The 23348-nt window shown below is 53.3% G+C and carries 16 protein-coding genes, 1 tRNA gene and 1 pseudogene; 15 read left to right on the forward strand and 3 right to left on the reverse strand.

Features of this window, described 5'->3' with window-relative positions; all coding sequences use genetic code 11:
• Positions 1–122: 122 nt before the first annotated feature.
• Positions 123–2957, reverse strand: a complete 2835-nt coding sequence (gene ppc / locus NBV64_RS02790; protein WP_250756648.1) for a phosphoenolpyruvate carboxylase — start codon at positions 2955–2957, stop codon at positions 123–125.
• Positions 2958–3120: 163 nt separating this feature from the next.
• Between ppc and ilvD the strand changes: the two genes are divergently transcribed.
• From ilvD to NBV64_RS02820, 6 genes are all read left to right on the forward strand, one after another.
• Positions 3121–4980 carry a dihydroxy-acid dehydratase gene (gene ilvD, locus NBV64_RS02795; RefSeq protein ID WP_088451286.1) on the forward strand — a complete coding sequence of 620 codons (1860 nt, stop codon included), beginning with the start codon at positions 3121–3123 and terminating at the stop codon, positions 4978–4980.
• Positions 4981–5152: 172 nt separating this feature from the next.
• Positions 5153–5638 carry a cupin domain-containing protein gene (locus NBV64_RS02800; RefSeq protein ID WP_009462584.1) on the forward strand — a complete coding sequence of 162 codons (486 nt, stop codon included), beginning with the start codon at positions 5153–5155 and terminating at the stop codon, positions 5636–5638.
• A 151-nt stretch (positions 5639–5789) separates the two neighbouring features.
• A complete protein-coding gene (locus NBV64_RS02805) occupies positions 5790–6812 on the forward strand; it encodes a TRAP transporter substrate-binding protein (protein ID WP_226348032.1) in 1023 nt (340 codons plus the stop codon).
• 18 nt (positions 6813–6830) lie between these two features.
• Positions 6831–7343, forward strand: coding sequence for a TRAP transporter small permease (locus tag NBV64_RS02810; RefSeq protein WP_250756649.1), 513 nt, complete (start codon positions 6831–6833; stop codon positions 7341–7343).
• Entirely contained in the window at positions 7344–8636 is a 1293-nt protein-coding gene (locus NBV64_RS02815) for a TRAP transporter large permease (protein WP_250756650.1), read from the forward strand.
• On the forward strand, positions 8633–10081 hold the full coding sequence (locus NBV64_RS02820) for an amidase (RefSeq protein WP_250756651.1): 1449 nt from the start codon (positions 8633–8635) through the stop codon (positions 10079–10081). Before NBV64_RS02815 ends, NBV64_RS02820 begins: the two co-directional genes overlap by 4 nt.
• A gap of 84 nt (positions 10082–10165) precedes the next feature.
• Here NBV64_RS02820 and NBV64_RS02825 read toward each other — a convergent pair whose 3' ends face one another.
• On the reverse strand, positions 10166–10819 hold the full coding sequence (locus tag NBV64_RS02825; RefSeq protein WP_031232756.1) for a GntR family transcriptional regulator: 654 nt from the start codon (positions 10817–10819) through the stop codon (positions 10166–10168).
• A gap of 283 nt (positions 10820–11102) precedes the next feature.
• Here NBV64_RS02825 and nadE point away from each other — a divergent pair, with 283 nt between their 5' ends.
• The 9 genes and pseudogenes from nadE (at position 11103) to NBV64_RS02870 (ending at position 20594) form a co-directional block, all read left to right on the forward strand.
• The gene (nadE, locus tag NBV64_RS02830) at positions 11103–11930 is read left to right on the forward strand and encodes an NAD(+) synthase (protein WP_250756652.1); all 828 of its coding nucleotides are present in this window, start codon (positions 11103–11105) and stop codon (positions 11928–11930) included.
• Positions 11931–12546: 616 nt separating this feature from the next.
• Positions 12547–13611, forward strand: coding sequence for an AI-2E family transporter (locus tag NBV64_RS02835; protein WP_021447032.1), 1065 nt, complete (start codon positions 12547–12549; stop codon positions 13609–13611).
• Positions 13612–13925: 314 nt separating this feature from the next.
• Positions 13926–14010 (forward strand) — tRNA-Leu (locus NBV64_RS02840).
• 534 nt (positions 14011–14544) lie between these two features.
• The gene (locus NBV64_RS02845) at positions 14545–14838 is read left to right on the forward strand and encodes an antitoxin VbhA family protein (RefSeq protein ID WP_250756653.1); all 294 of its coding nucleotides are present in this window, start codon (positions 14545–14547) and stop codon (positions 14836–14838) included.
• A 232-nt stretch (positions 14839–15070) separates the two neighbouring features.
• On the forward strand, positions 15071–16501 hold the full coding sequence (locus NBV64_RS02850; RefSeq protein WP_250756654.1) for a DUF8370 family protein: 1431 nt from the start codon (positions 15071–15073) through the stop codon (positions 16499–16501).
• A gap of 106 nt (positions 16502–16607) precedes the next feature.
• Entirely contained in the window at positions 16608–17381 is a 774-nt protein-coding gene (locus NBV64_RS02855; RefSeq protein WP_250756655.1) for a DUF4062 domain-containing protein, read from the forward strand.
• Between the two features lie 519 nt (positions 17382–17900).
• Positions 17901–18062 (forward strand): annotated as a pseudogene (locus tag NBV64_RS19060) (DUF4236 domain-containing protein); the annotation flags it as partial.
• 108 nt (positions 18063–18170) lie between these two features.
• Positions 18171–19088 carry a DUF4236 domain-containing protein gene (locus tag NBV64_RS02865; protein WP_250757279.1) on the forward strand — a complete coding sequence of 306 codons (918 nt, stop codon included), beginning with the start codon at positions 18171–18173 and terminating at the stop codon, positions 19086–19088.
• Positions 19089–19547: 459 nt separating this feature from the next.
• Positions 19548–20594 carry a porin gene (locus NBV64_RS02870; RefSeq protein ID WP_425541746.1) on the forward strand — a complete coding sequence of 349 codons (1047 nt, stop codon included), beginning with the start codon at positions 19548–19550 and terminating at the stop codon, positions 20592–20594.
• 146 nt (positions 20595–20740) lie between these two features.
• On the opposite strand, the gene NBV64_RS02875 is transcribed toward NBV64_RS02870, so the two are convergent.
• Entirely contained in the window at positions 20741–22927 is a 2187-nt protein-coding gene (locus NBV64_RS02875) for a DNA/RNA helicase domain-containing protein (protein ID WP_250756656.1), read from the reverse strand.
• Positions 22928–23348: the final 421 nt, after the last annotated feature.

Genomic DNA, 23348 nt, shown 5'->3' on the forward strand with positions numbered 1-23348 from the left:
CCCCGGTAGGGATCACGCCTTTTTCAGAAAGCGTAGTAATGGCTTATTGTACGCTCTTAACTTCTTTTGGAAATTAGCTTATTTATAAAAGTAATTAATAGGTCAATTTCCATGGCTTGGAGTTAGCCCGAGTTACGCAGGCCAGCCGCAATACCGTTGATCGTCAGGTGAATGACGTGTTGCTTGTTCACACCGCTGCGTGTGGGCTTGTTGGCCTTTTCACCTTGACGGCGATGGCGGCGCAGCAGTTCCACCTGCAAGTGGTTCAGCGGGTCAATATAGGCAAAGCGTTCGGCCAGGGCATCTTGCAAAGCCTGATCGTGCGCCAGCAGTTCGTGGCCCGTAATTTCACGGAACAGCCGGTGTGTCAGTTCGAACTCGTCACGGATTTGCGTGAAGATGGTCTCGCGCAGTTCCTCGTCCTCGACCAGACCGGCGTATTTCAGGCCGATATCCAAGTCAGTCTTGGCCAGCACCTGCTCCATATTGGACAGTAGCGTGCGGAAGAAGGCCCAGTCGCGCGCCATGGCTTGCAACTGAGCCAAGCGCTTGCTGCGGTTCAGGCCATCATTGGGCAGCCCCGATTCCAGATAGCGGTTCAAGGCCGTGCCCATGCCGTACCAGCCAGGAATAGGCAGACGGCATTGTGCCCAGGAGAAACTCCAGGGGATGGCGCGCAGGTCTTCAATGCTTTGCGTGGCCTTGCGCGAGGAAGGACGCGAGCCGATATTCAGGCCAGCAATTTCCTTGATAGGCGTGGACTGGAAGAAGTACTGATCAAAGTTCGGCGTACCGTAGACCAGTTGGCGATAGCTTTGATGAGCCTGCTCGGACATCCAGGCCATGGCGTCACCATACGCAGCCAGATGTTCGTCGTCATTGGACGAGCCTTTGCGTGAACCCAGGCTGGCTTCCAGCGTGGCAGCGACAAACAGCTCCAGATGCCAGCGACCCACGTCCGCATCCTTGTAGCGACCTTGAATCATTTCGCCTTGCTCGGTCAGACGAATCTGACCGTTCACGGTGCCTGGAGGCTGCGCCAAAATAGCGTCGAAACTGGAACCACCGCCTCGGCCTACCGAACCGCCACGGCCGTGGAACAGGCGCAGACGTACTTTGCGGCGCGAGAATACCTGCGCAAATTCACGCTCGGCACGGTATAGCGTCCAGTTGGAGGTCAGGTAGCCACCGTCTTTATTACTGTCCGAATAACCCAGCATTACTTCCTGCACGCTGTCCTGAGCGTGACGCACGCGCTGGCGGATTTCAGGCATATCCAGCCATTCCTGCATGATTTGCGGGCCACGCTCCAAGTCAGGAATGGTCTCGAACAGCGGTACAACCATCAGACCTTGATGCTCGGGCTCGTTGGAGTTGGGCACGATCAGGCCGGTTTCCTGTTGCAGCACCAGCACTTCCAGCAAATCGCTGAGCGTTTCGGTGTGCGACACAATGGTTTGTTCCAGCGCACGCGCACCAAAGCGACGTCGGCATTCGGCGGCTTTGCGCAGAATGGACAGTTCTTTCTCGGTTTCTTCCGAGTAGCGATACCAGGGCGAAACCAGGGGGCGATGGTGGCGCAACTCCGAGCGCAGCAAAGTGACGCGGTCCTCTTCGGACAGTTGGCGGTAATTGACGGGTTCGTCCTTGTACAGCGTGCCTGCCACGCGGAACAGTTCGTCCAGTACGCGCTCGTGCACGTCCGAGCTTTGGCGCAGGTCCAAAGTGGCCAGATGGAAGCCAAAAACCTCCACAGCTTGAATCAATTCGTTCAAGCGCAGGCCGGCAATGGCGCCGCCTTTGTTTTCAGCCAGAGAGTCGGCAATGATTTGCAGATCAGCCTTGAATTCTTGCGGGTTTGCATAGGGTGGGGCGGCGTAAGTGGGGCGATCGGCCAGGTCGCGGCCCAGCAGGTTCTGCGCTGTGGCCGCCATACGGGCGTACAGATGAATAAAGCTGCGGCGATAAGGTTCGTCTACACGGTGTGGCGACGGGTCCTGGCTGCTGGCCGACAAGGCCGCCAGGTCTTTGCTGACACGGTTCAGTGCGTCGGACACGGAGATTTCCGTACCCAGTAAACGAATCTGCTCCAGATAGTGTTGCAGCGCGCGTGTCGACTGGCGCAGCACCGCTTGCTCAACGGTTTCAGGGCCCACATTGGGGTTGCCATCGCGGTCACCGCCAATCCAGCTACCCATGCGCAAAAAGGCGGGCAGAGAACGTGTTTTCTGATCCAGCAGGCTTTTTTTGCCCGGTTCCAGCAAACGGTCCAGGTCGTGGTACAGCTGCGGAATGGTGGGCAGGAAGGTGGAGCCGTAATAGGCCAGGGCGTTATCGATCTCGTCCATCACCGTCAGCTTGTGATCGCGCAGCATGCGGGTTTGCCACAGCAGGGACACCAGACCGGTCAGCTTTTCCTGGGTGCGGGCTGATTGTGTGGCGCTGGCTTTGTGATCCAGTCCGTTCAATTCATCGGCAATGGCCATATGCACAGCCAGCGTACTTTGGCGCTGAACTTCGGTAGGGTGAGCCGTCAGCACCGGCATCACACAGGCTTCTTGCAGATAGCGGCGAATTTTCTTGGCGCTCAGACCCTGGTCCATCAAGGTCTGAATGGCGTGTTGCAGGCTGCCCAGCAGTTTCGCAGGATCTTGCTCTTCGCGGCGACGGTTCTGGTCGCGGTCCTCGGCAATATTGGACAGGTGCAAAAAGTAGGCAAAGGCACGGGCCACGGAACGGGCCTGCGCATCGTTCAGCTTGGGAATGTCTTTTTCCAGAATCCGTGCTTGCTGCGGATCGTGTTCACGTCTGAAACTGACAGCCGCCCGGCGCAGGGCTTCAATCAGCGTGAAGGTCGCCTTTCCTTCGCTATCACGAATCACCTCTCCCAGGGCCTTGCCCAGAAAGCGGATGTCCTGTCGAAGCAGGTTGGAAAGGTCAGGCACGGCCTGCGGCATAATATATCTCCTGTTAAATAAGGGGTTTTGCTGCAAAGGATTCTGGGTGCCAGATCGGTAGCCGCCCTACGGTAAGACGCCTTCCCGACCTTGACGCGCACAAAGCGCCTTGGGACGTTTATGATAGGTATCTTTACATAATTTTCCTGTTCAGAGAGTAGTCATGCCCCAATATCGCTCCCGTACCTCGACCCACGGTCGGAATATGGCCGGCGCGCGTGCCCTGTGGCGCGCCACCGGTATGAAAGACGAGGATTTCTCCAAACCGATCATTGCGGTGGTGAACTCCTTTACGCAATTCGTACCGGGTCACGTACACCTGAAAGACATGGGCCAGCTGGTTGCCCGTCAAATTGAAGCGGTCGGCGGTGTGGCGAAAGAGTTCAACACCATTGCGGTGGACGACGGTATTGCGATGGGCCACGGCGGCATGTTGTATTCCCTGCCTTCGCGCGAACTGATCGCCGACTCGGTGGAATACATGGTCAACGCTCACTGTGCCGACGCCATGGTGTGTATCTCCAACTGCGACAAGATCACCCCCGGCATGTTGATGGCCGCCATGCGCTTGAACATCCCTGTGGTGTTTGTGTCGGGCGGACCGATGGAAGCGGGCAAGGTCTACTCGCCAGATGGCAAGACGGTGGTACAGAAGCTGGATCTGGTGGACGCCATGATTCAAGCCGCTGACCCTAACGTCACTGATGAACAGGCTGAAGCTGTTGAACGTAGCGCTTGCCCGACCTGTGGTTCCTGTTCGGGCATGTTTACCGCCAACTCCATGAACTGTCTGACCGAGGCGCTGGGCCTGTCCTTGCCCGGTAACGGCACCATTGTTGCCACCCACGCTCGTCGCCAAGGTTTGTTCGAGCGTGCTGGTAGCCTGATCGTGGATCTGGCCAAGCGCTACTACGAGCAAGACGACGAATCCGTTCTGCCACGCAACATCGCCACCTATCAGGCTTTTGAAAACGCCATGACCTTGGACGTGGCCATGGGCGGCTCCACCAACACCGTGCTGCACTTGCTGGCCGCAGCTCAGGAAGCCGGTGTGGAATTTACGATGGCCGATATCGACAAGATCTCGCGTCGCGTCCCTTGCCTGTGTAAAGTGGCTCCCGCCACCCCCGAATTCCACATGGAAGACGTGCACCGCGCGGGCGGCATCATGGCTATTCTGGCCGAACTGGCCCGGGCCGACTTGCTGAACCTGGATGTGGGCAACGTACACAGTGGCACCTTGCGTGAAGCCATCAAGCGTTGGGACGTCAAGGGCGACAACGTCAAAGCCATTAGTGACTTTTTCCGCGCTTCCCCCGGCGGTATCCCAACGCAAGTGGCCTTCAGCCAGGACCGTTACTACCAGGAACTGGACACAGACCGCGTCAAGGGCTGTATCCGCGACAAGGCTAATGCTTATTCGCAAGACGGCGGCTTGGCCGTGTTGTACGGTAACCTGGCCATCAACGGTTGTATCGTGAAAACCGCTGGCGTGGATGAAAGCATTCTGACCTTCACCGGCACTGCTCGCGTTTACGAAAGCCAGGACGATTCTGTGGCTGCCATTCTGGACGGCGTGGTCAAGGCGGGTGATGTGGTCATTATTCGCTACGAAGGCCCCAAAGGCGGCCCAGGTATGCAGGAAATGCTGTACCCCACCTCCTATCTGAAATCCATGGGCCTGGGTAAAAGCTCGGCCTTGTTCACCGATGGTCGCTTCTCCGGCGGTTCGTCCGGTCTGGTGATTGGTCATGCGTCACCTGAAGCTGCCGAAGGCGGCAATATCGCCCTGGTGCAAGATGGCGACACCATCGAGATTGACATCCCCAACCGTCGTATTCACCTGGCTATCAGCGATGAAGAAATGGCCGCACGCCGTGCCGAAATGGAATCGCGTGGCTCCAAGGCCTGGAAGCCAGTGAACCGCGAGCGCGTTGTGTCGCAAGCACTGAAAGCCTATGCCGCGCTGGCAACATCGGCTGACCGTGGTGCCGTGCGTGATGTGTCGCAACTGGACCGCTAAGCACTAGTTCTGCTTGTAAAAACCCCACCTGCCTTGAAGCAGGTGGGGTTTTTTTATGCCTGGTAGAAACGTACCGGGTAAATACGAATATTCCAGTGCCATCGTCCTGATAGAATCCATTTTATGCAAAACGGGATCCCATTTTGTTAATTTGGTTTTTAAGGAGGAAGTGATGAGTGAAATAGATCCAATTACCTTGGCTCCGATTCTGAATCCGGGTGGCATTGGTGGCCCGCTGACGGCAGCTCACCGGGAAATGGCGGTCAAGCATCGGGATGATCTGGAGTGGGACAACCTGCGCTACGAAGGGCAGTTCACCAAGATGATGTTCCACCCCACGCAAGACGACCCCACCATTCCCAACGCCGGGGTCGTGAAGTATCTGAAGGGCTCCGGGCACCCTTTGCACAGCCATTACTTTGCCCAGATCTGGTACATCCTGGCGGGCAAGTTCGAGATCAATGGCGTGATCTACGGCGAGGGCACCATGGTGTTTCACCCGGACCCGCATTACGAGCACGCACTGACGACCCTGGAAGATGGCGAGATTCTGTACGTGCAGTACATGGGGCCGACCACCCGCCAGCCTGCGATTTATGAAGGCCGCTTCAATATGAAAACCCGCCGTTCCCTAGAGGAAGAGTCCAGAGCGGTGTAAGCAGTCCCGCTTTAACAGCGAGCTACAGGAAAGCTGCCCATGCCTTTGCGTATGGGCAGCATCAACAAGCAAAAAAGCCCGATCAGGGCTGGCTTGAAACACAAATAAAACTGAACAGAAGTTCAATACCACAGGATGCAGGGGGACGATCATGAAACGAATGACACGAGTGGGAATCGCGGTTCTGGCGATGCTGGGCGCACTGAGCGCATGTGGCAAGGGCGGTTCGGGCGATACGGCAAAGCATGAAAGCAAAGGCCCGCGAACATTACAGCTTGCCCACGTTTCGGTAGAGCAGAACGAAGATATGTACCACCACCTGGCAACGAATTTTGCCAAGCGAGTGGAGGATCAAACCAAGGGGGCCATCAAGGTCCAGGTGCTGGGCGGTGCTCAACTGGGTGGCGAGCGTGATGTGGCTGAAGGCATGCAGCTGGGCACGGTGGACATGAGCCTGCTGGCCAGTTTCACCTTGGGCACCTTCGAGAAAAAAGCGATGGTGTTTGACCTGCCTTACCTGTTCAAGGATTACCAGACCGCCTTCAAAACTCTGGACTCCAGTTTCACGGATCCGATTGAGGCTGATCTGGAAAAGTCCGGCCTGAAAATTTTGGGCTGGGGGCATGGCGGTTTCCGGAATCTGTATAACTCCAAGCACGCAATCCGCAGTTTGTCGGATCTGAGCGGCATGAAAGTGCGTACGCCGGAAAGTCCTATTTATGTGGATACCTGGCAGGCGCTGGGCGTGAATGTCACCTCCATGGCGTATCCGGAGCTGTTTACTGGCCTGCAGCAAAAAACCATTGATGGTGCAGAGAACCCCACGGCCTTGTTCTATACCAGTCGCTTTTACGAAGCGGCCCCTTATCTGTCCCGAACCGAGCACGTGTATGTGGCGATTCCTTTGGTGATTTCCGGGCGGGTCTGGGACACCTTATCGGCTGATGAAAAAGCCATCTTCCAGAAAGCGGCTAGTGAGTCGGTGCAGGAGCAACGTCAGTTCCTGATCCAGAGCGAAGCGCAGATCGAGAAGAAACTGATGGAGGCAGGCGTGTCCATTAATGCCGATGTGGATAAAGCGCAGTTCCGCAAAGCCGTCATGCCGATTTACGAAAAATACAAGACGGTGATTGATCCTGATCTGGTCACCCGTGCTGCGGCGCTTGCTCAATAATCCTGGCGGATAACCATCATGAAACACTCTTTGCTCGATTGGGCCGATAGAGTCAGTACCCGCCTGGATAGCTTATGCAGAACCTTGGGGGCGGCATTTCTGGGGCTGATTGTGCTGGCCGCATCAATACAGGTGGCCGGGCGCTATTTTATGGGTTACTCCCCGCCGTGGATTGAGGAAATCACACGCTACAGCTTTATCTGGATGATCATGCTGGGCACAGCTGTGCTGGTTAAAAGCAATGGTCATGCCGTGATTGACCTGCTGGTGATGCGACTGAAAGGCAAAGCCCGCCAAGTGCATAGCGGCTTGGTTCAGATTGCGATTTTGACCTGCGCACTGGTCCTGCTGGTGCAGGGTTTGCAACTGATTGCCATCGTTTACCAACAGCTTAGTCCTGCCATGCGCATCTCCATGGCCTATGTGTACGCGGCCTTGCCGGTAGGCGGCGCCATCATCGCCGTGCAGTGTGTGAATGCCCTGCTGGACGGGTATCGGGATCAGCCCAGCCAGTCGTTGGAGGGGGTGTAAATGCAAGAAGCTCTCTTACTTTTTAGCTTGATGTTCACGCTGTTCATCGCGGGCATTCCTATCGCCTTTTCCTTATTGCTGTGCAGTGCGCTGTTTTTGCTGTTTACCGGCATGCGGCCACTGATTGTTGTGCCGCAGCGTGTGATGGCGGGGCTGGACTCCTTCCCCTTGCTGGCGGTGCCGCTGTTTATCCTGATGGGAAACCTGATGGAAAAGGCGGGCCTGTCCAGGCGCCTGATTGATCTGATCGACATGCTGGTCGGGCGCGTCCATGGTGCACTGGGCTATGTGACGGTGATTGCTTGTGCGATGTTTGGTGCCTTGACTGGCTCGGCTCCGGCAACGGTGGCGGCTATTGGCGCCATCATGATGCCCGCGATGATCGCGCAGAAATACCCGGCTTCTTTGGCGACAGGGATTACGGCTTCGTCCGGTGCCTTGGGCAATATCATTCCGCCCAGCATTGCCTTGATTCTGTATGGCGCAACCGTCAACGTTTCTATCCCCAAGCTGTTTGTAGCCAATATCCTGCCCGGCTTGTTGATGGCTCTGGCTTTCATGCTGACCCATATACTGCTGACCAGAAAGCTGAAAGTGCCTAAAAGCGCAACGCGTTCCTATACCTCGCAAGAGATGGTCATGGTGGCTTTGAAGGCGATTCCGTCCTTGCTGATGCCTGTTGTGATTCTGGGCGGCATCTATGGTGGTGTGTTCACGCCTACCGAAGCCGCCGCCGTGGGTGTGGTATTCAGCCTGGTGTTGGGTGTGTGCTACCGCCAGTTCACCGTAGGTACCCTGTGGCAGGTCATGAAAAGCTCGGTAGAAACCTCTTCCATGGTGGGCATTATTCTGGGCGCAGCCGGTATTTTTGGCTGGATTCTGGCCTCGGCGCGTATCCCCATGCTGATGGTGACGGAACTGACGCCTTTGCTTGATACACAGTTCCTGTACCTGGCCTTGCTGGTGGTGTTTTTGCTGCTGGTTGGTTGCGTGATGGATGCTGCAGCCAGCATCGTGATCCTGGCACCGATTCTGGTTCCTATCGGCATTGCCTTGGGTGTGGATCCTATCCATTTGGGTGTGGTGTTCTGCGTCAATCTGGTGGTGGGTTTCTTTACCCCTCCCTTTGGCTTGAATCTGTTCACGACGGTCTCCGTATCAGGCCAGCCTTACGAGGTGGTGGTGAGAGGGGTCATGCCCTTTGTCATTGCAGCCATCGTCGTTCTGTTCATCCTGGCTTATGTGCCTGAGATCTCCCTGGTGCTGGTTCGTTTGATGGAGGCGTCAGCATGATGCGCAGTTCCCATAAGGATGAGCCAATCGCCAAACCTGAGAGCGCCGTGGACATGGAGTCTCCCACTTCTATGGATCTGATTTATGCCAGTGCGGATGAACTGCAGCGCTTGTATCAAAGCAAAGTGGTGTCTCCTGTAGATGTGGCGCGGGCTACGCTGGATGCGGTAGATCGCTGGAATCCCATTGTGAATGCCTACTGTTATCTGGACCGTGCCTTGACCTTGCAAGAGGCTGCCGAATCAGAGGCTCGCTGGATGGCAGGTGCGGCACGTGGTCCTTTGGATGGCATTCCGTACGGAGTTAAAGACTTGCTTCTGGTGCGTGGCTTGCCGACTGGCTATGGTTCAAGTGCAGCAAGGATGGCGGACGCTGCCCAGGATGACGCGCCTGCGGTGGCGCGGATGCGTGAGGCCGGGGCGGTACTGATCGGCAAAACGACGACCTCGGAGTTTGGCTGGAAAGGCACGGCGGACAGTCCTTTAACGGGAGTCACACGCAATATCTGGGACTTCAGTCTGACCAGCGGAGGCAGCAGCGGCGGTGCGGCCACGGCGCTGGCAGCGGGGATGGGGACGCTGCAAATCGGTACGGATGGCGGCGGATCCACCCGGATTCCCGCCAGCTTTTGCGGTGTCACCGGCATGAAAGCTAGCTTTGGGGGCGTACCGGCCTGGCCTGCTGGCCCGATGCTGACTTTATCCAATGTAGGCCCCATGGCCCGATCCGTGGCGGACCTGAAAGGCTTGCTGAGCGTCATGATGCAAGCCGACCCACGCGACTGGAACTCGGTACCTTTGCCGCGTCATGTGCGAGCTCCCGTTCGTACCTTGCAGGGCCTGCGTATTGGTTTGCATCTGGATGAGCAGTGCAGCCCCGAGGTCAGGGGCATCATCCAGGCGGCGGCTGACAAGCTGCAAGAGCAGGGGGCGCATATTGTGCCTACCGAGCTACCCCTGGCCGGTGCAAAAGAGCTGATTACAGCGCATTGGGAAGCTGGTACGGCCTGGTTGGTGAATCAAGTCTCTGCGGCACAGCGTCCTTTAGTGGACGAAGGTCTGCGCCAGGTTGCCAGTAAGGGCGAGAAGAACAGCTTGCCGGACTATTACCAAGCCCTGATTGGCCGACAAAAGCTGGGTGAAGCCATGCTTAGACACTTTGCGCAGTTTGATCTGGTCCTGACGCCTACCGTTCCGATATTGCCGTTTGAGGCGGGCCGGGAAGCGCCGTCTGACGCCGCTTCGCAGAATTGGCTGGATTGGAATCCCTATACCTATCCCTTCAATTTGACGCGGCAGCCCGCCATTTCCTTGCCAGCCGGTATCAGCGCCTCCGGTTTGCCCGTGGGGCTGCAACTGGTGGCGGGTTTATATCAGGATGAATGGCTGGTGGATGTTGCCCAACTGGTAGAGGATTGCCTGCAGGTGCGCAGGCCGCGGTTTTAACAGTCGGGTGGTTTGTCCGGGGGATCGCAAACCACCTTGATTGTGCGGTGCCACCTCTCCTTGCGGGTGGCACTGTTTTTTTGCTTAGCGCTCTGGCAACCAGTCCAGGACCAGATTCATGGTCTTGGCAACGTGTTCCGTCATGGCTTCTCGAGCGGCGGTGCCATTGCGATCGGCCAGCGCGGCGATGATAGCCTCATGCTCCAGAATATTTTCTTCCATCAAACGCGGCGGCATTTTCGAGGCAAAACTTAAAGCGCTGGAGACGCTGTCGTTTTGCAGCTCCTGAATCAGCTCGTGCAGGCGCTCGTTGTGACTGGTGATCGTGATCAAGTCGTGGAAAGCGCGGTTGTGTTGCAACCATTCTGACCCCTCCTCGCTGCGCACACGCGTTCGCAAGGTGCGGGCATAGTCGGACTGATGCTGCATCAAGATCTCCAGATCCGAGTCCTTGATCCAGTCCACCGCCAGTTGCGCTGCCAAGCCTTCCAGTTCGGCCCGAATCTGAAATGCCTCGCGGATTGATTTGGCAGAAGGAATAGCCACAATCGTGCGCCCGGTCTTGGTCAACGAGGTCACGCGGCGTGCCTCCAGAAAACGCAGGGCTTCCCGAACAGGGGTGCGGCTGGTCTGAAACTCCTCCGCAAGCTCGTATTGACTTAGCGAGTCGCCGGGTCGGTAGTGGCCGGACTGAATACGTCTCAGGATTTCGTCTGCGATTTCAGTTGAGGATCTCATGGGATACGTCTGGTGAGCTTGCTGCCAGCCGGGCGCGTAGGCACGCTCAATGTCGTGCAAGGCACCGGATGGCATGGGCTGGTTTTATTGTGCCCGAGCTATAGCAAAGGGGCTTGTCTCAGTAAGGGCGATTTGCTTTTCTTGACTGAAGATTATATACAGAATCCATTTTTAATGAATAAGGATCCCAATTTTTTAAAAACCCCTGATAAGGCGGTATGGCACAGCTCTCCCAGTCCTTTACAATCGAACTATTGTTCACTTTGTGTAGAGAGCCTGCGCCATGACTGATGATCAACGCGCTTTGCAAGCCAGTATCCGTGCGGAATTGGGGATCACGGATCATTTCGATGCTCAGGAAGAAATCGAACGTCGCGTCCGCTTTCTAAGTGACTATCTGCTGCGTACCGGCTGCCGCAGCCTGGTCCTGGGGATCAGCGGGGGCGTGGACTCCCTGGCAGCAGGGTGTCTGTCTCAGCGAGCCGTAGAGCAGGCACGTCAGCAAGGCCATCAAGCGCAATTCATCGCCGTGCGTTTGCCTTACGGTGAGCAGGCTGACGAGAAAGACGCCCAAGGTGGTTTGAAGGTTATCAATCCCGATCAGACCTTGGTCGTGAACGTGAAGCCCGCATCGGACGCCATGCTGGATCAACTGCTGGCCTCCGGCCTGAAGTTCCGCGATGCTGCTCAACAGGATTTTCTGATGGGCAACATCAAAGCCCGTCAGCGTATGGTGGCGCAGTACGCGATTGCTGGTGCGAACGGTGGCTTGGTGGTGGGTACAGACCACGCCGCTGAAGCCTTGATGGGCTTTTTCACCAAATTTGGTGACGGCGCTGCTGACATTACGCCTTTGGCTGGCTTGAACAAACGCCGTGTGCGTGCTTTGGCTAGTGCGATGGGCGCTGCTGATGCCTTGGTGTTCAAAGTCCCCACTGCTGATCTGGAAAGCCTTAGCCCCTTGAAACCGGACGAAGACGCCTTTGGTGTCAGCTATGACCAGATTGATGATTTTCTGGAAGGCAAGGTGATTGACGATGAAGCCACGCAGATCATCATCAAAACCTTCCGTGCTTCGGCGCATAAACGTGCATTGCCGGTGGCGCCCTGAGCATGAGTTGAGGGGATAAAGACAGCCACAGTCAGCAGGGCTTTGTCTAAAGACGCCCCTGAATATAGAGAAACGCCCTGAGGCAACCAGCCTAAGGGCGTTTTTTATTGCTCACAAAAAAAAGAAGTCGGGAGCTCTGCAAGAGCAGACTGAAGGCACCAGCACCAGCACCAGCACCAGCACCAGCACCAGCACCAGCACCAGCACCAGCACCAGCACCAGCACGTGATGCCTGTTTCAGCTCTCAAGCGACTGAGAATCACAAGACTTGAACGCCTGTTGTAGATTTCAAGCTTTCGTGTGCAGCGTTTAAGCTGCTTCACAGCAGCAGGAGTAGACTTGGCAAGGCGCGATGTGAGGCGCAGTTCATTGAGGATCAGATCCGAGTTATCTCTATCGAACCGACCCAGTCCTGATGCTGCTATCCAGCCCGCCATGATGAGTCTTGACCCTATGCAGATCGCGGGTGCCGCTTAGAGCTTGCTTCCACCTTAAAAAGTGTTATCAGCTTGTTGTAAGAAACGGGTATTCCTAGGGCTGTGATCATGCTATCGTCAAAAAACTTTCGGGCACCGACCCATGCCCAGACCAATAGACAAGAGGGTCTCCACCGTTTATGCAACCCGTCTTACCCGCATTCCTTATCGCTCGCTGGCTATTGCTGCTCTTGCTGGCCGCAGGCGTCTACTTTTTAAAGGGATTTCTGGTCCCTGTTCTGGCCGCGCTGATCATAGGCCTGGCCGGTTGGCCCTTATATAAACGGCTGGTTGTACGCTGTAATGGCCGCACCGCATTGGCGGCTACATTGGCCTTGCTGGTCGTCATCGTGGTCCTGGTCGTGCCTTTGTCCCTGGCCTTGTCTTTTGCGATCCAGGAAGCCAGCAGCTTCATCACTTGGGCGCTGGCCGCCAACCGCTACGGCACACCGACCCCGGAATGGATCAAAGCCATGCCCCTGATGGGCGAGCGCTTGACCGAATACTGGCAAGTCTATTTAGGCGAACCCCACGCGTTGGGCGAGCTGGTCGAGATGGTTAGCGGCCAGCATCTTGGCAATATCTACCGCATGGTCTTGTCCGCTACCGGCAACGTATTCCACTTGCTGTTGACCGTGCTGTTCATGCTGATCACGCTGTTCTTCATCTTTAAAGATGGTGACAGGCTGCTGGTGCAATTGGATATTGTTGGTGAGCGCATCCTGCCAGGCCGCTGGCAGCGTTTTTCTCGGGTTGTGCCTGCTACTGTTAACTCCACTGTCACCGGGATGGGCTTGATCGCCTTGGGTGAGGGCGTGGTTCTCGGTATCGCCTATTGGATTGCTGGTGTTCCATCGCCCGTACTCTTGGGTGTGATCACCGGCTTTATGGCGTTGATCCCCGGCGGTGCTCCCCTGTCATTCACAATGGTGTCCTTGTATTTAATAGGCTCTGGTCACCTGGTGGCTGGCGTGAGCTTGTTCCTGTGGGGCGCTATCGAGCTGTTCATTGTCGACAAAACACTGCGACCACGCCTGGTGGGTGGCCCGGTAAAATTGCCGTTCTTGCCGACTTTCTTTGGTTTGGTTGGCGGTGTGCAAACAATGGGCATCGTGGGCTTGTTCATCGGCCCGGTCCTGATGGCTTTGTTGGTCGCGATCTGGAGAGAGTGGATTCGTAACGGGCAGGCTGTGGCAGGGGACTAGGGGCTCCATACTCAGAACCAAAAAATTGAGCAGGCCAGGACGGTGTACCTGGCCTGTTTTTTTTATTTGGAATCCAGGTTTGAGTATGGCCAGAAGTGGTGCAGGTGCTTGTCCGCCGAGAACCGTCCGTTAATGCTTAAGCAGTTGTGACAAAGCAGGCGGAAAACGGAGCTTCAGACGGACTTTAGGCGGGAATGTTTTCAGTGCCAGGCTAAATTTAAAAAAATTGCTGTAGCACTTGCCAAAACCCCGAGGAATCTGCGTATAATAACAATCTTTCCTTCCAAGCCTGGATTCCCAGGTTGCCATACCTAGCCCGGGTGGTGAAATTGGTAGACGCAGGGGACTCAAAATCCCCCGCCGCAAGGCGTGCCGGTTCGATTCCGGCCCCGGGCACCACTCAAAAATCCCTAGTGTTCACAAGCACTTAGCGCGATTCAAGTCATAGCCCCAGTACTGGGGGATTTTCCTTAAAGTTCGCTTAGGTACAGTTTCGGTACACTGACGCAGCGCAATGCGTTCGGCTGCATATCATGCAGAGCATGGACAAGAACTGGGGGCCGGCTACTGGCGGTGCAATCAACGGTAAGCGACGCGCACGGTAGTGTATGCATCGGCCTCGCCATCGGCAGGACCATTTCTCGGTTAACTCATACTTCTCTCCGCGTTTCGCTTGGGTAACCTCTTCGGTTGCATCCCGCGTCCGTTCTTGCCGACAGGCTGCATGGCCTCTAGATGCGCCAAGGGGTCGGTCCGGTCCGCGCAGCCCTACGGGCGAGGACACGGCCCCTTGACGCGGCAGGAGTGCTCACACGTTGCGCCCGGGGATAGGCGTTCAGGGCCATTGGCCCGTAACCCCTGCACCAGAGGCTCCCGCCGGCGAGGGTCGAGAGTCCAGAGAGGCAAAGCCTCTTTGGGAAGTGTGCATCACGGATGACCGCCAATACTTCCGTCAATCGGGAAAATCTATTGATAGCCACAAAAACAAGACAATTTCTGCGTGAAACCTTTTTGCCTGTTTTCTCGACAAAGCACCAAAAAAATCCCACACCTTGTAAAATTGCGTTACCTAAAGCACGGGAGACAACCATGGCTGAGATGGGTTCGCACGAAACTGAACTAACTAAAACGATATCCGGTGCCGAGCGCGACCGGCGTGTAGCGGCCGTCAATTACGCACGCGCATCAGTCGGCTTGGAGGGGTTCTCGCTCAGTGCAGCAGATTAAGAACATGCTCAACGGTTCATCAACGGGGACATTGACCTCGAAGAATTTGTGCAACCGCGTAGTGTCTTGGTAAGCCCAAAAGCTTAGTCATGACGAAGAAAATATAGGTGATTGAAGCTAGTGCAGGATAGGCTGTCGCCGGTTTTTGTCACTCAGTTTCAACAGTGCGCTAACAGTTTAGATTCCGGCAAAAAAGCAAAACAATCAGGGCGCAGACGCCAAGGAGGTCGCAGTGTCCGTAAAGAGCCTATCCGATTACTATGGCATTGATCCTGTAACTTTTGATAAATCAGGAGCACTCGATCCCATCTTGGGAATTGACACACGCCTTTTCATCGACCCTCGCCTATTAGATACAACGACTGCGCCTGAACTATCAGGAAGCGCGGCGAAGGTTTCTACTCATTTCTGTGATGTGCTAACCATCGTAGAAAAGATTCAGAAGACCGGTGACGTGTTTTGGCGAGCAGCTGATAAGAAACTTCAGTTTCCTGAAGTCAAAGGGCTATCTATCGGCTATACGGGAGCAGGAGTCGACGGCCGAGGCATGGGCAAAAAGACTCGGGCGAAGCTTCTAGAGACTATCCAAGAGATTATTTCTGCGGGGAACAACGATCCTGCAATATTCGAGCTTGTTGGCGTCTTTGAAGATGGAATTGGCCCTGACTTCATAAGCGACATGATTGCTACAATCATCATGCCTGATTTAATCCGCTTCACGCAGCGGGTTTGCGATGAAACAGGCATTCCTACGGAAGAGCAAAGACTTTCTCGAGACCACCAGAAAGTAAGGCTTCCTAAAAACCCATATTCAGACTCGCCGCTAGTGTTAGTTCCGAAGGATGTATTAAGGGAACTTCCAGTAGCAGAGAACATGCAAGATGTCTTCTACATTGCGGAGCAAAATGAGGAACTCAGGCGTGAGCTAAATAAATACATCGGAGAGTCTTGGCGAGGCAGAACAACTTCGGAAAAAAAATATGGATTGAGGAAGTCTTTTATAGAAAACCCTCAAACACTTAAAGACGTTGTCGCAGCATATCTGAAATTCGACATCAGCCCCTACGATTTTTCAGATGATCCATCAGGACAAGTTCTTTGGTACACAAAAACAAGAAACCTTCCTAATGAACATACTCTTCCTTTAAGTCTCCCAAAGAAACCCACAGCAAAAGATGTTCTTGGTGTTGTTAAATCAATCTGTGAGCAGTTCAGGCACCTGATTGAAGATGGGCAACTATGCAGGTTGCTTTACGACCAAGATGGCAAACCGAAGCACGAATCAGCCGCACAGCTTCTCTTCTTTGGTGTGGCATCAGCATACTGCGAGGCAAACTCTCTTGACCTCTCTCCTGAAAGCGACTCCGGCAGAGGCCCCGTAGATTTCAAGCTAAGCTCAGGGCTTAAAGGCAAGGTTCTCGTCGAAATAAAGCTCACCAGCAACAAGAATCTCCTTAAGGGTTTCCAAACCCAACTTCCGATATATCAGAAGTCGGAAAAAAGCCAGTACGGAATCTACCTTGTCTTAGACAACGGCGGAGCGACGGAACAACGGCTACTGACTTTTAGAGATGCCGTAGGAAAAACCAAGGATCACACTCTCGAGGTTTTTTGGGTCGATGGAACTCCTAAACCCTCCGCCAGCAAGGCCAAAGAATTGTAGGCCCGACGAAGACAGCAGTTAATTCATGAAGCAACCCATAAGAATGCTCTCCCTAGCCCACTTGTTATTATTTCTTAACGTATAAAATCAATACTGAGGAGTTTTCATGTCGTTCGACGCAAAGGTATTCAAAATACTAATAGCTAGCCCAGGCGATGTTGATGAAGAGCGGCAGGCAATACCCGAGGTTATTTCCAGATGGAATATAGCAAACGCAGAATCGAACTCGGTAGTATTGCTGCCGGTAAAATGGGAGACGCACTCTGCACCGTTACTTGGCGATCGAGCACAAGGAGTCATAAATAATCAAATCGTCACTTCGTGCGATATGGCTATCGGAGTTTTCTGGACGAGACTCGGGTCGCCTACCGGTGTCAGCGAAAGTGGGACCGCCGAAGAGATCGAGTGGTTTATAAAAAACCAGAAGCCTGTCATGGTCTATTTTTCATCAAGAAACATAGATCCTACTAAGCTCGACATAGATCAGTACAAGGCTCTGAAAGACTTCGAAAAAAAAATGCAGAAACTTGGTCTAACTGGATCTTATACAAGCATCACTGACTTCAAGGAACAGTTATTGAATCAGATTTCCGTGAACGTACGCCTTTTGCTGTCTGGCACACCGGCTATTCCACCTACAGCTAAGGAAGTTAAAGAGAAGGCGGCATCGCTTAAGAAAATCGTCAAGGAAGGACGCATTTTCATGGAAGATTACGAGAAAGATGGTGAAATCAAATCATTCTTAGTCAAAGGCGACACCAAATCCATTAAAGAGCAACTCAAAGAACTTGGTGGCCGCTGGAACTCCACGCTCGGCGGTTGGATTTTCTCGAAGTCCAAAGAGGTAGAGATCGCTGAATTCATCAAGAAAAATGCCTGACACTGTACCTGTACTGCACCGAGTTTCGGTACAGTACAGGTACAGTGACCAGTTTTCACCAATTCAGGTAAAATACGCTAACCTACTGATTTAAAACTGGTTCTACCTATTTCAACCTACGCTAGAATTCGCGCCATTTCCCTGTAGAAACACTGTAAAACACCGACTCAAAATCCCCCGCCGCAAGGCGTGCCGGTTCGATTCCGGCCCCGGGCACCATCTAAAATCTTCCTGAAGTTCAAACAGTTGGAAGATACCGTAGTGTCAGTCCCTGTTCAGGGAATCAACTCAGCACTTCAATAGATACAGAATCGGTACAGCGATGCTTACCTTTGTCTGCGATTGTCTCCGTCTCGTGCCTTTATCTCTGCTTCCGCTTATTCAGTGACTATGCCTGGTAGTTAGCCGCCTCTGGTTTTGAGTTAGCCTCAGCACAGTGTTATACATCCCCATCAGGTTTCTCTGCATTCCAAAACCTCTTTTGTGGAAGTTCATAAGCTTTTAAAACTATTAAAAAGCATGGAGGGAGTTGTGGCTGTACGTTTTCGACGATCGATTAAGTTGGCTCCAGGCATACGCATGAACTTGAGTGGCTCGGGCACTAGCTGGACCTTGGGGCCGCGGGGCTCAACGGTGAATGTTGGTAAGCGTGGGGCACATCTCAATACCAGTTTTTTGGGATTTTCCGCTCGTCATACCCTATATAAGGCTGCTCCTGCCCCTAAGCCGCGCCAATCTGCCCAGCAAACACAGACTTTCTCTTTGGTGTGTGGGGTCACAGAGCAAGGAATGTTGAGTTTCCATGATCAGGACGGAGAGCCTGTTTCCGAGTCGGTTGTTGAGCTCGCCAAGAAGCAGAACCGCCAGGCTATTCAAAGCTTAATCCAGCGTAAATGCGATGAAATAAATAGTGAATGTGAAGCGGTGGCTAATATCCATTTAGACACTCCTGCGCCTCATATTGCACCCAGGTATGTTCCAGAGCGTTTTCTTCGTTCTGAGCCCTTGCAGCCTGCTTTGCTAAGTGCAAAATGGTGGGAAAAGTTTTTTCCCAAACGTTTGGAAAAATTGAATCAGCTCAATCAGCAGATAGCCAGCGAGCATCAACGGTTATTGGCTGCATGGAAAAGTGATCAGACTCAACATGCTTATGAGCAAGAGCAGCGGCGTAAGCTGCTTGAAGAGGATATCTATCAAGATACGGCAGCGATGGAGCAATGGCTGGAAGCTAACCTCCAGGATATCGCTTGGCCTCGGGAGACGTTGATATCGTTGGACATTGCGGAGCAGGGAGCGCATGTTCACTTGGATATCGATTTGCCGGAGATTGAGGATATGCCCTCGAAGATTGCAGCGGTTCCGGCAAGGGGCTTGAAGCTGTCTGTGAAGGATCTGCCAGCAGTGCAGGTACGTAAGCGCTATATGGCCCATGTGCATGGTGTAGGTTTCCGGATTATTGGGGAAACCTTTGCCGCTCTCCCTGTCGTTCAGGGCATCACTCTATCGGGGTTTTCTCAACGTCATGATCCGGCAACAGGGCAGTTGCGTGATGATTATTTGTACTCCGTGAAGGTGAGTAGGGAGGCATGGTCAGAGATCAATTTTGAGATGTTGCCCATGATTGATGTGGTGGAGGCACTGGCTCAGTTTGACCTTCGGCGCAATATGAGCAAGACGGGGGTTTTTAAACCTATTGAGCCCTTTTGACGGATTAATTTTTTAATGCTGAAAGATCGAGATGGTATGTACTTTAAAAGGAGCCTGGGAGTGGCTCCTTGATGGCTTCATCTGCGTTAGTCGATTTTTATGCTTGTGATACCTGGTAAGTTGAGCCAAGTATTCTCAATATTTACGTCTCTAAACCGATGCTTATTGAGCTTTTAACCACCTGGCAAGTCCCGTCGGCAACACATGCCTAGATTAAGAAAAACGGTAGTACCCAAAAAAGCATGCCTGCTTCGCGACGTACCTTCCTGAATAATTGTTATCACCCGCATCTTTCCAAACCACTTGTAAGTGACAGTAAAAATCAAAAGCCCCTAGAAAAACTGGGGTTGTTCGCTTTGCTTGTTTGTAGTGCCGAAGTGGATTACACCCAGTCAGGGCTCCCCCTTAGAAAAAGGGAAGGGGGATCACCACAATACTGAAAACGATAACGGAGACACAATGGTTCTAAAGATGCCGATATTGGCAGGTGGGTTGCTGGGCGCTTTGCTGGGAATAGGGTCAACTGCCCACGCGCAATCCAATGTACAGCTGTACGGTCTGGTTGATGCCTGGGCAGGCATACATAAGCCTGTAGGAGGCAACAAGCGGGAAGGGACGGTAGGCGGGGGAGGGATGACAACCTCTTATTGGGGCTTGAAAGGCCAGGAGGAGTTGTCCAACGGTGTTCGCGCCGTGTTTGCCATGGAAGGGTTCTTCCGGCCAGAGACAGGTCAGGCGGGGCGGTTCAATGGCGATCCCATGTTTTCTCGTAGTGCTTATGTGGGTTTGCAAAGTGATGATGCAGGCACTTTGACGCTGGGGCGGCTGACTACGCCTTATTTCGTCTCCACCATTTTGTTTAACCCGTTTGGCGATTCCTACACGTTCTCCCCGTCGGTGTTTCACACGTATCTGGGGATGGAAGGCCAAGGTGTGCTGGGCGATTCGGGCTGGAGCAATGCGGTCAAGTACACCACGCCAGACTTCAATGGCCTGACGGCAAACTTGATTTACGGGTTCAGTAACGAGCCTAACAAGTCTGGCTCCAATAAATGGGGTGGCAATGCGCTGTATTTCAATGGTGCTTTCTCGGCGACATTAGCCTATCAGCAGATCAAGTTCGACAATCAGGCGGATGATCTGGAAAACATCATTGTGGGCTTTCGTCATCAGCGAGCAAGCCAGTTAGGCATGGCTTATGACTTTGATTTTGCCAAGGTATTTGCTCAGTTTCAGTACGTGAAGAACACCATTATTAGTGGTGACATCACGATGAAGGGCGGGCAGTTTGGTGTGTCTGTCCCTATGGGCGGCGGCAAGGTGCTGGCTTCGTATGGTCACACGCGTAGTAGTGGGGCCAGTGACGTCAAGCGCAACAGCTGGGCCTTGGGTTACGACTACGAGCTTTCCAAGCGCACGGATGTCTATGCTGCGTATTACAGCGACAAACTGACTGGTTTGTCGCGTGGCGATACGTTTGGTGTGGGTATACGCACACGCTTCTAAACGGTTCACTGCAGTAGAAGGCAAGCAGACGACATGCCCGTAGACGTGTCGTCTGCTTTTTTTTGCTTAATCTTCCCTTCGGTTATCTTTCCTCTTCCTGAGCTTGCGTAGCGCAATGCCTGTGTTCGGCAAAACACAGGCATTGTTCAGCTCAAAACCCTTATAAACTCGCCCACTACCCGATAGCGATATTCGGCGTCTTCATTGAGTTCAATCGCTTCAAACGTAAGTTGGGTAGAGCGGGGCTTTAATAAGATCTTCTTATGCTCCCAGCCCTCTGCCGTCTGGGTTTTGATGCTTTCATATTCTTTGACGGTGAATCTTGAGCCATCGTCGCTATCCTGAGCAGACAAGCACTCTACCAGAACAATTTTGCCATTTCGGCTTCCACCGGGATCCTGGCGGAAAAGGCAGAGCGAGCCACTCGGGATGATCTTGTTCATGGATTCGCCTACGACCCGGCAGGCGAACATATCTTGCTTCGCCTCCATCTCTTTGGGCAGGCCAACCCATTCTTTGTTTTCTACGTGTTGCAATTCACTGAAGCTGCCAGCGGCGGCTTGGAGGTCATAGAAGGGAACGGCATTGACCCAGGGCACCAACGTTGGTGCAGGCAAGAGCTCTTGGGCTGGGGGAGCCTGGTAGCTGGGGATATGTTGCTTGAGATAGGCCCGCAGCGCCGGGTCGCAGGCATAGACGTAAGTGCCCCTGATGCCCCGAAGCATGATGGTTTTGTAGATGTTGAGGATGTACTGCTTCAGTTCTTCTGTGCTTTTTATGGTTTGCTTGCCGTTTCGATCCAGATAGTTTTTTTCGTTGATCGTGATCTGATTCGTGTCGGCGTCGTAGCCAATCTCTGTTCCGAAAATGATGCCGGTGTAGTTCAGGTCGTATCCTTGGGTGGTGTGAATACAACCAACCTCATCTTCTGCCCCCGTCGTGTTAATCCAGTCCGTATTGGTTCGATTCCAACGCAGTTTTACATTGTCTATTTCAATGTCATAAAGCGTGGAGTCTTTTTTCGAATGCCATGGCCAGGCATATCCGGCTACCAGGCGGGCCAAGCCGTAAGTCTGGTTTTTCTGCTCAATAACTTGAACCAGATCTGCGATGTTTTCAAAGAGTAGAAAGTCATATTTTTTGGAGCGGTATTGCTCTTGCTTTGCAAGGTGGACATTCAAAAGCTTGTCTATGAAGTCGACATAGTCCTGGCCTGCTTGGACGCGAAACTGAGAAGTCAGTGTCATTACTCTAGCGTCAGGTGATTGCTTGATCTTTTGAAAGTCTGCCGCGTTGGCGTCCGATGGTTTGATGGACTGATCGGGGTCGTAGAAAAAAATGGCCTTTTTAGCCTGTTGGGTCACCCAATCCACTTCGCTGCAGCTATCTTTATCCAAACCCAAGTCGCTGCAGACCTTGTCGAATATTCCGTAGTAGGAACCCAGGTTGACTCGTTTGCGGAGTCGATGGGACTCGTCCACCAGTACGATATCGTAAGTCTCCCGAGCCAGTTGTGACGGACCGATCACCATGTCAGGGCGCAGGCCAGCCACGTTCTTGAATGCCCGTTTCAAGGTGGCGCGGAATGAAGCCATAGGCACTACCAAGGCCATTCGGGGGGTAGGGAAACGTTGTTTTAGCTGGCTGAGCAGTTCACGTAGCTCGTTTTCCTCTTCGGAAAACTCCTGAAGATTCAGTTCCGCTTCATCAGTATGGATCAGCTTGAACAGGAAAATAGCGAGGACCGACTTTCCGGTGCCTGCTCCGCCTTGAACGACCAGATGACGCAGATTGTCATTGAGCAGAGCGCGCATCATTTCCACCAGGCTTTGACGCTGGTCGAAAGATAGCGCTTTGTATGGGGAATATTTAAAAACGTCGGAGTTATCAATCGACTCTAACGAATGCCTGGCTATGCCTTGGCCACGGAGTTTGTCCCACGTCTCACGAAAGATCTGCGTGTAGACCTCATCTCTTTGGTAATAGTTGTGATCGGACAGGCCCAAATTGCCATTGAGCAATTCGAAGCAACCATCGGCTGCCATGTATTTGATCAACGCCGATTCAATGTCTAGCGTAGCGGACTTGTTAAAGCGTGAGCTGCTGATCAAATGGGCGGTAGTGAGCATTTTCTTATGCTCATGCTGCAGATGCGTATTCAAACGGGTCAGCGCACTGCTTGTTTCACCTACATAGGCTCGGCGTTTGGTTCCGTCACTGAGGATATAAACCAAAGGCCAGTTACCGACCGCATAAGCGTTATTTCTTATGTCCGCCAAAGCCGCCGGTGAAAACGAATATTGGTTTATTTCTACAAGATGTGGCTGACTCATGGCTCTGGAGTAATGATCTCTATTTTTTGGTAGGTTTTGCTCAGTTATTGTCCGTTTGGCATGGCTTGTAAATCATAGCCTATTGGGTGGAAGAAGCCTTGGTATCTGTTTGTCTTGACTCAGGCAGGGGCATTTATTGCTGTGGTGGATGCTGGGGCAGTTGTTTCCCAAGCGTGCGCTGGATATGAGTCAGCCTATCAATGAGGTGTATTACCGCAATACGGCTTTGTAGGCGCGGATTTCCACGTTTGTAAGCTATCTGGGCGAGTGCCGGGAGGCGGGGTTGGGTGGGTCGAGTTAAATCGCCGTGGGTAAATTCCTGACTTTCTACATCACAATAATCATATGTTGCCAGGCTAAGGTGTCTGTAGCTTGTCTATCGGCGGTAAGCAGAAAACTAATCAGCAGTAAAAACAGGTGG

It is taken from the genome of Alcaligenes sp. DN25 (genome assembly GCF_023674485.1).
In the GTDB taxonomy this organism is placed as follows: domain Bacteria; phylum Pseudomonadota; class Gammaproteobacteria; order Burkholderiales; family Burkholderiaceae_B; genus Alcaligenes; species Alcaligenes phenolicus.

Excerpts from the sequence above, each read along its gene's own strand:
- ppc (WP_250756648.1), bottom strand. The coding sequence starts at position 2,957 with ATGCCGCAGGCCGTGCCTGACCTTTCCAACCTGCTTCGACAGGACATC.
- ilvD (WP_088451286.1), top strand. The coding sequence starts at position 3,121 with ATGCCCCAATATCGCTCCCGTACCTCGACCCACGGTCGGAATATGGCC.
- NBV64_RS02800 (WP_009462584.1), top strand. The coding sequence starts at position 5,153 with ATGAGTGAAATAGATCCAATTACCTTGGCTCCGATTCTGAATCCGGGT.
- NBV64_RS02805 (WP_226348032.1), top strand. The coding sequence starts at position 5,790 with ATGAAACGAATGACACGAGTGGGAATCGCGGTTCTGGCGATGCTGGGC.
- NBV64_RS02810 (WP_250756649.1), top strand. The coding sequence starts at position 6,831 with ATGAAACACTCTTTGCTCGATTGGGCCGATAGAGTCAGTACCCGCCTG.
- NBV64_RS02815 (WP_250756650.1), top strand. The coding sequence starts at position 7,344 with ATGCAAGAAGCTCTCTTACTTTTTAGCTTGATGTTCACGCTGTTCATC.
- NBV64_RS02820 (WP_250756651.1), top strand. The coding sequence starts at position 8,633 with ATGATGCGCAGTTCCCATAAGGATGAGCCAATCGCCAAACCTGAGAGC.
- NBV64_RS02825 (WP_031232756.1), bottom strand. The coding sequence starts at position 10,819 with ATGAGATCCTCAACTGAAATCGCAGACGAAATCCTGAGACGTATTCAG.
- nadE (WP_250756652.1), top strand. The coding sequence starts at position 11,103 with ATGACTGATGATCAACGCGCTTTGCAAGCCAGTATCCGTGCGGAATTG.
- NBV64_RS02835 (WP_021447032.1), top strand. The coding sequence starts at position 12,547 with ATGCAACCCGTCTTACCCGCATTCCTTATCGCTCGCTGGCTATTGCTG.
- NBV64_RS02845 (WP_250756653.1), top strand. The coding sequence starts at position 14,545 with ATGACCGCCAATACTTCCGTCAATCGGGAAAATCTATTGATAGCCACA.
- NBV64_RS02855 (WP_250756655.1), top strand. The coding sequence starts at position 16,608 with ATGTCGTTCGACGCAAAGGTATTCAAAATACTAATAGCTAGCCCAGGC.
- NBV64_RS02865 (WP_250757279.1), top strand. The coding sequence starts at position 18,171 with ATGTTGAGTTTCCATGATCAGGACGGAGAGCCTGTTTCCGAGTCGGTT.
- NBV64_RS02870 (WP_425541746.1), top strand. The coding sequence starts at position 19,548 with ATGGTTCTAAAGATGCCGATATTGGCAGGTGGGTTGCTGGGCGCTTTG.
- NBV64_RS02875 (WP_250756656.1), bottom strand. The coding sequence starts at position 22,927 with ATGAGTCAGCCACATCTTGTAGAAATAAACCAATATTCGTTTTCACCG.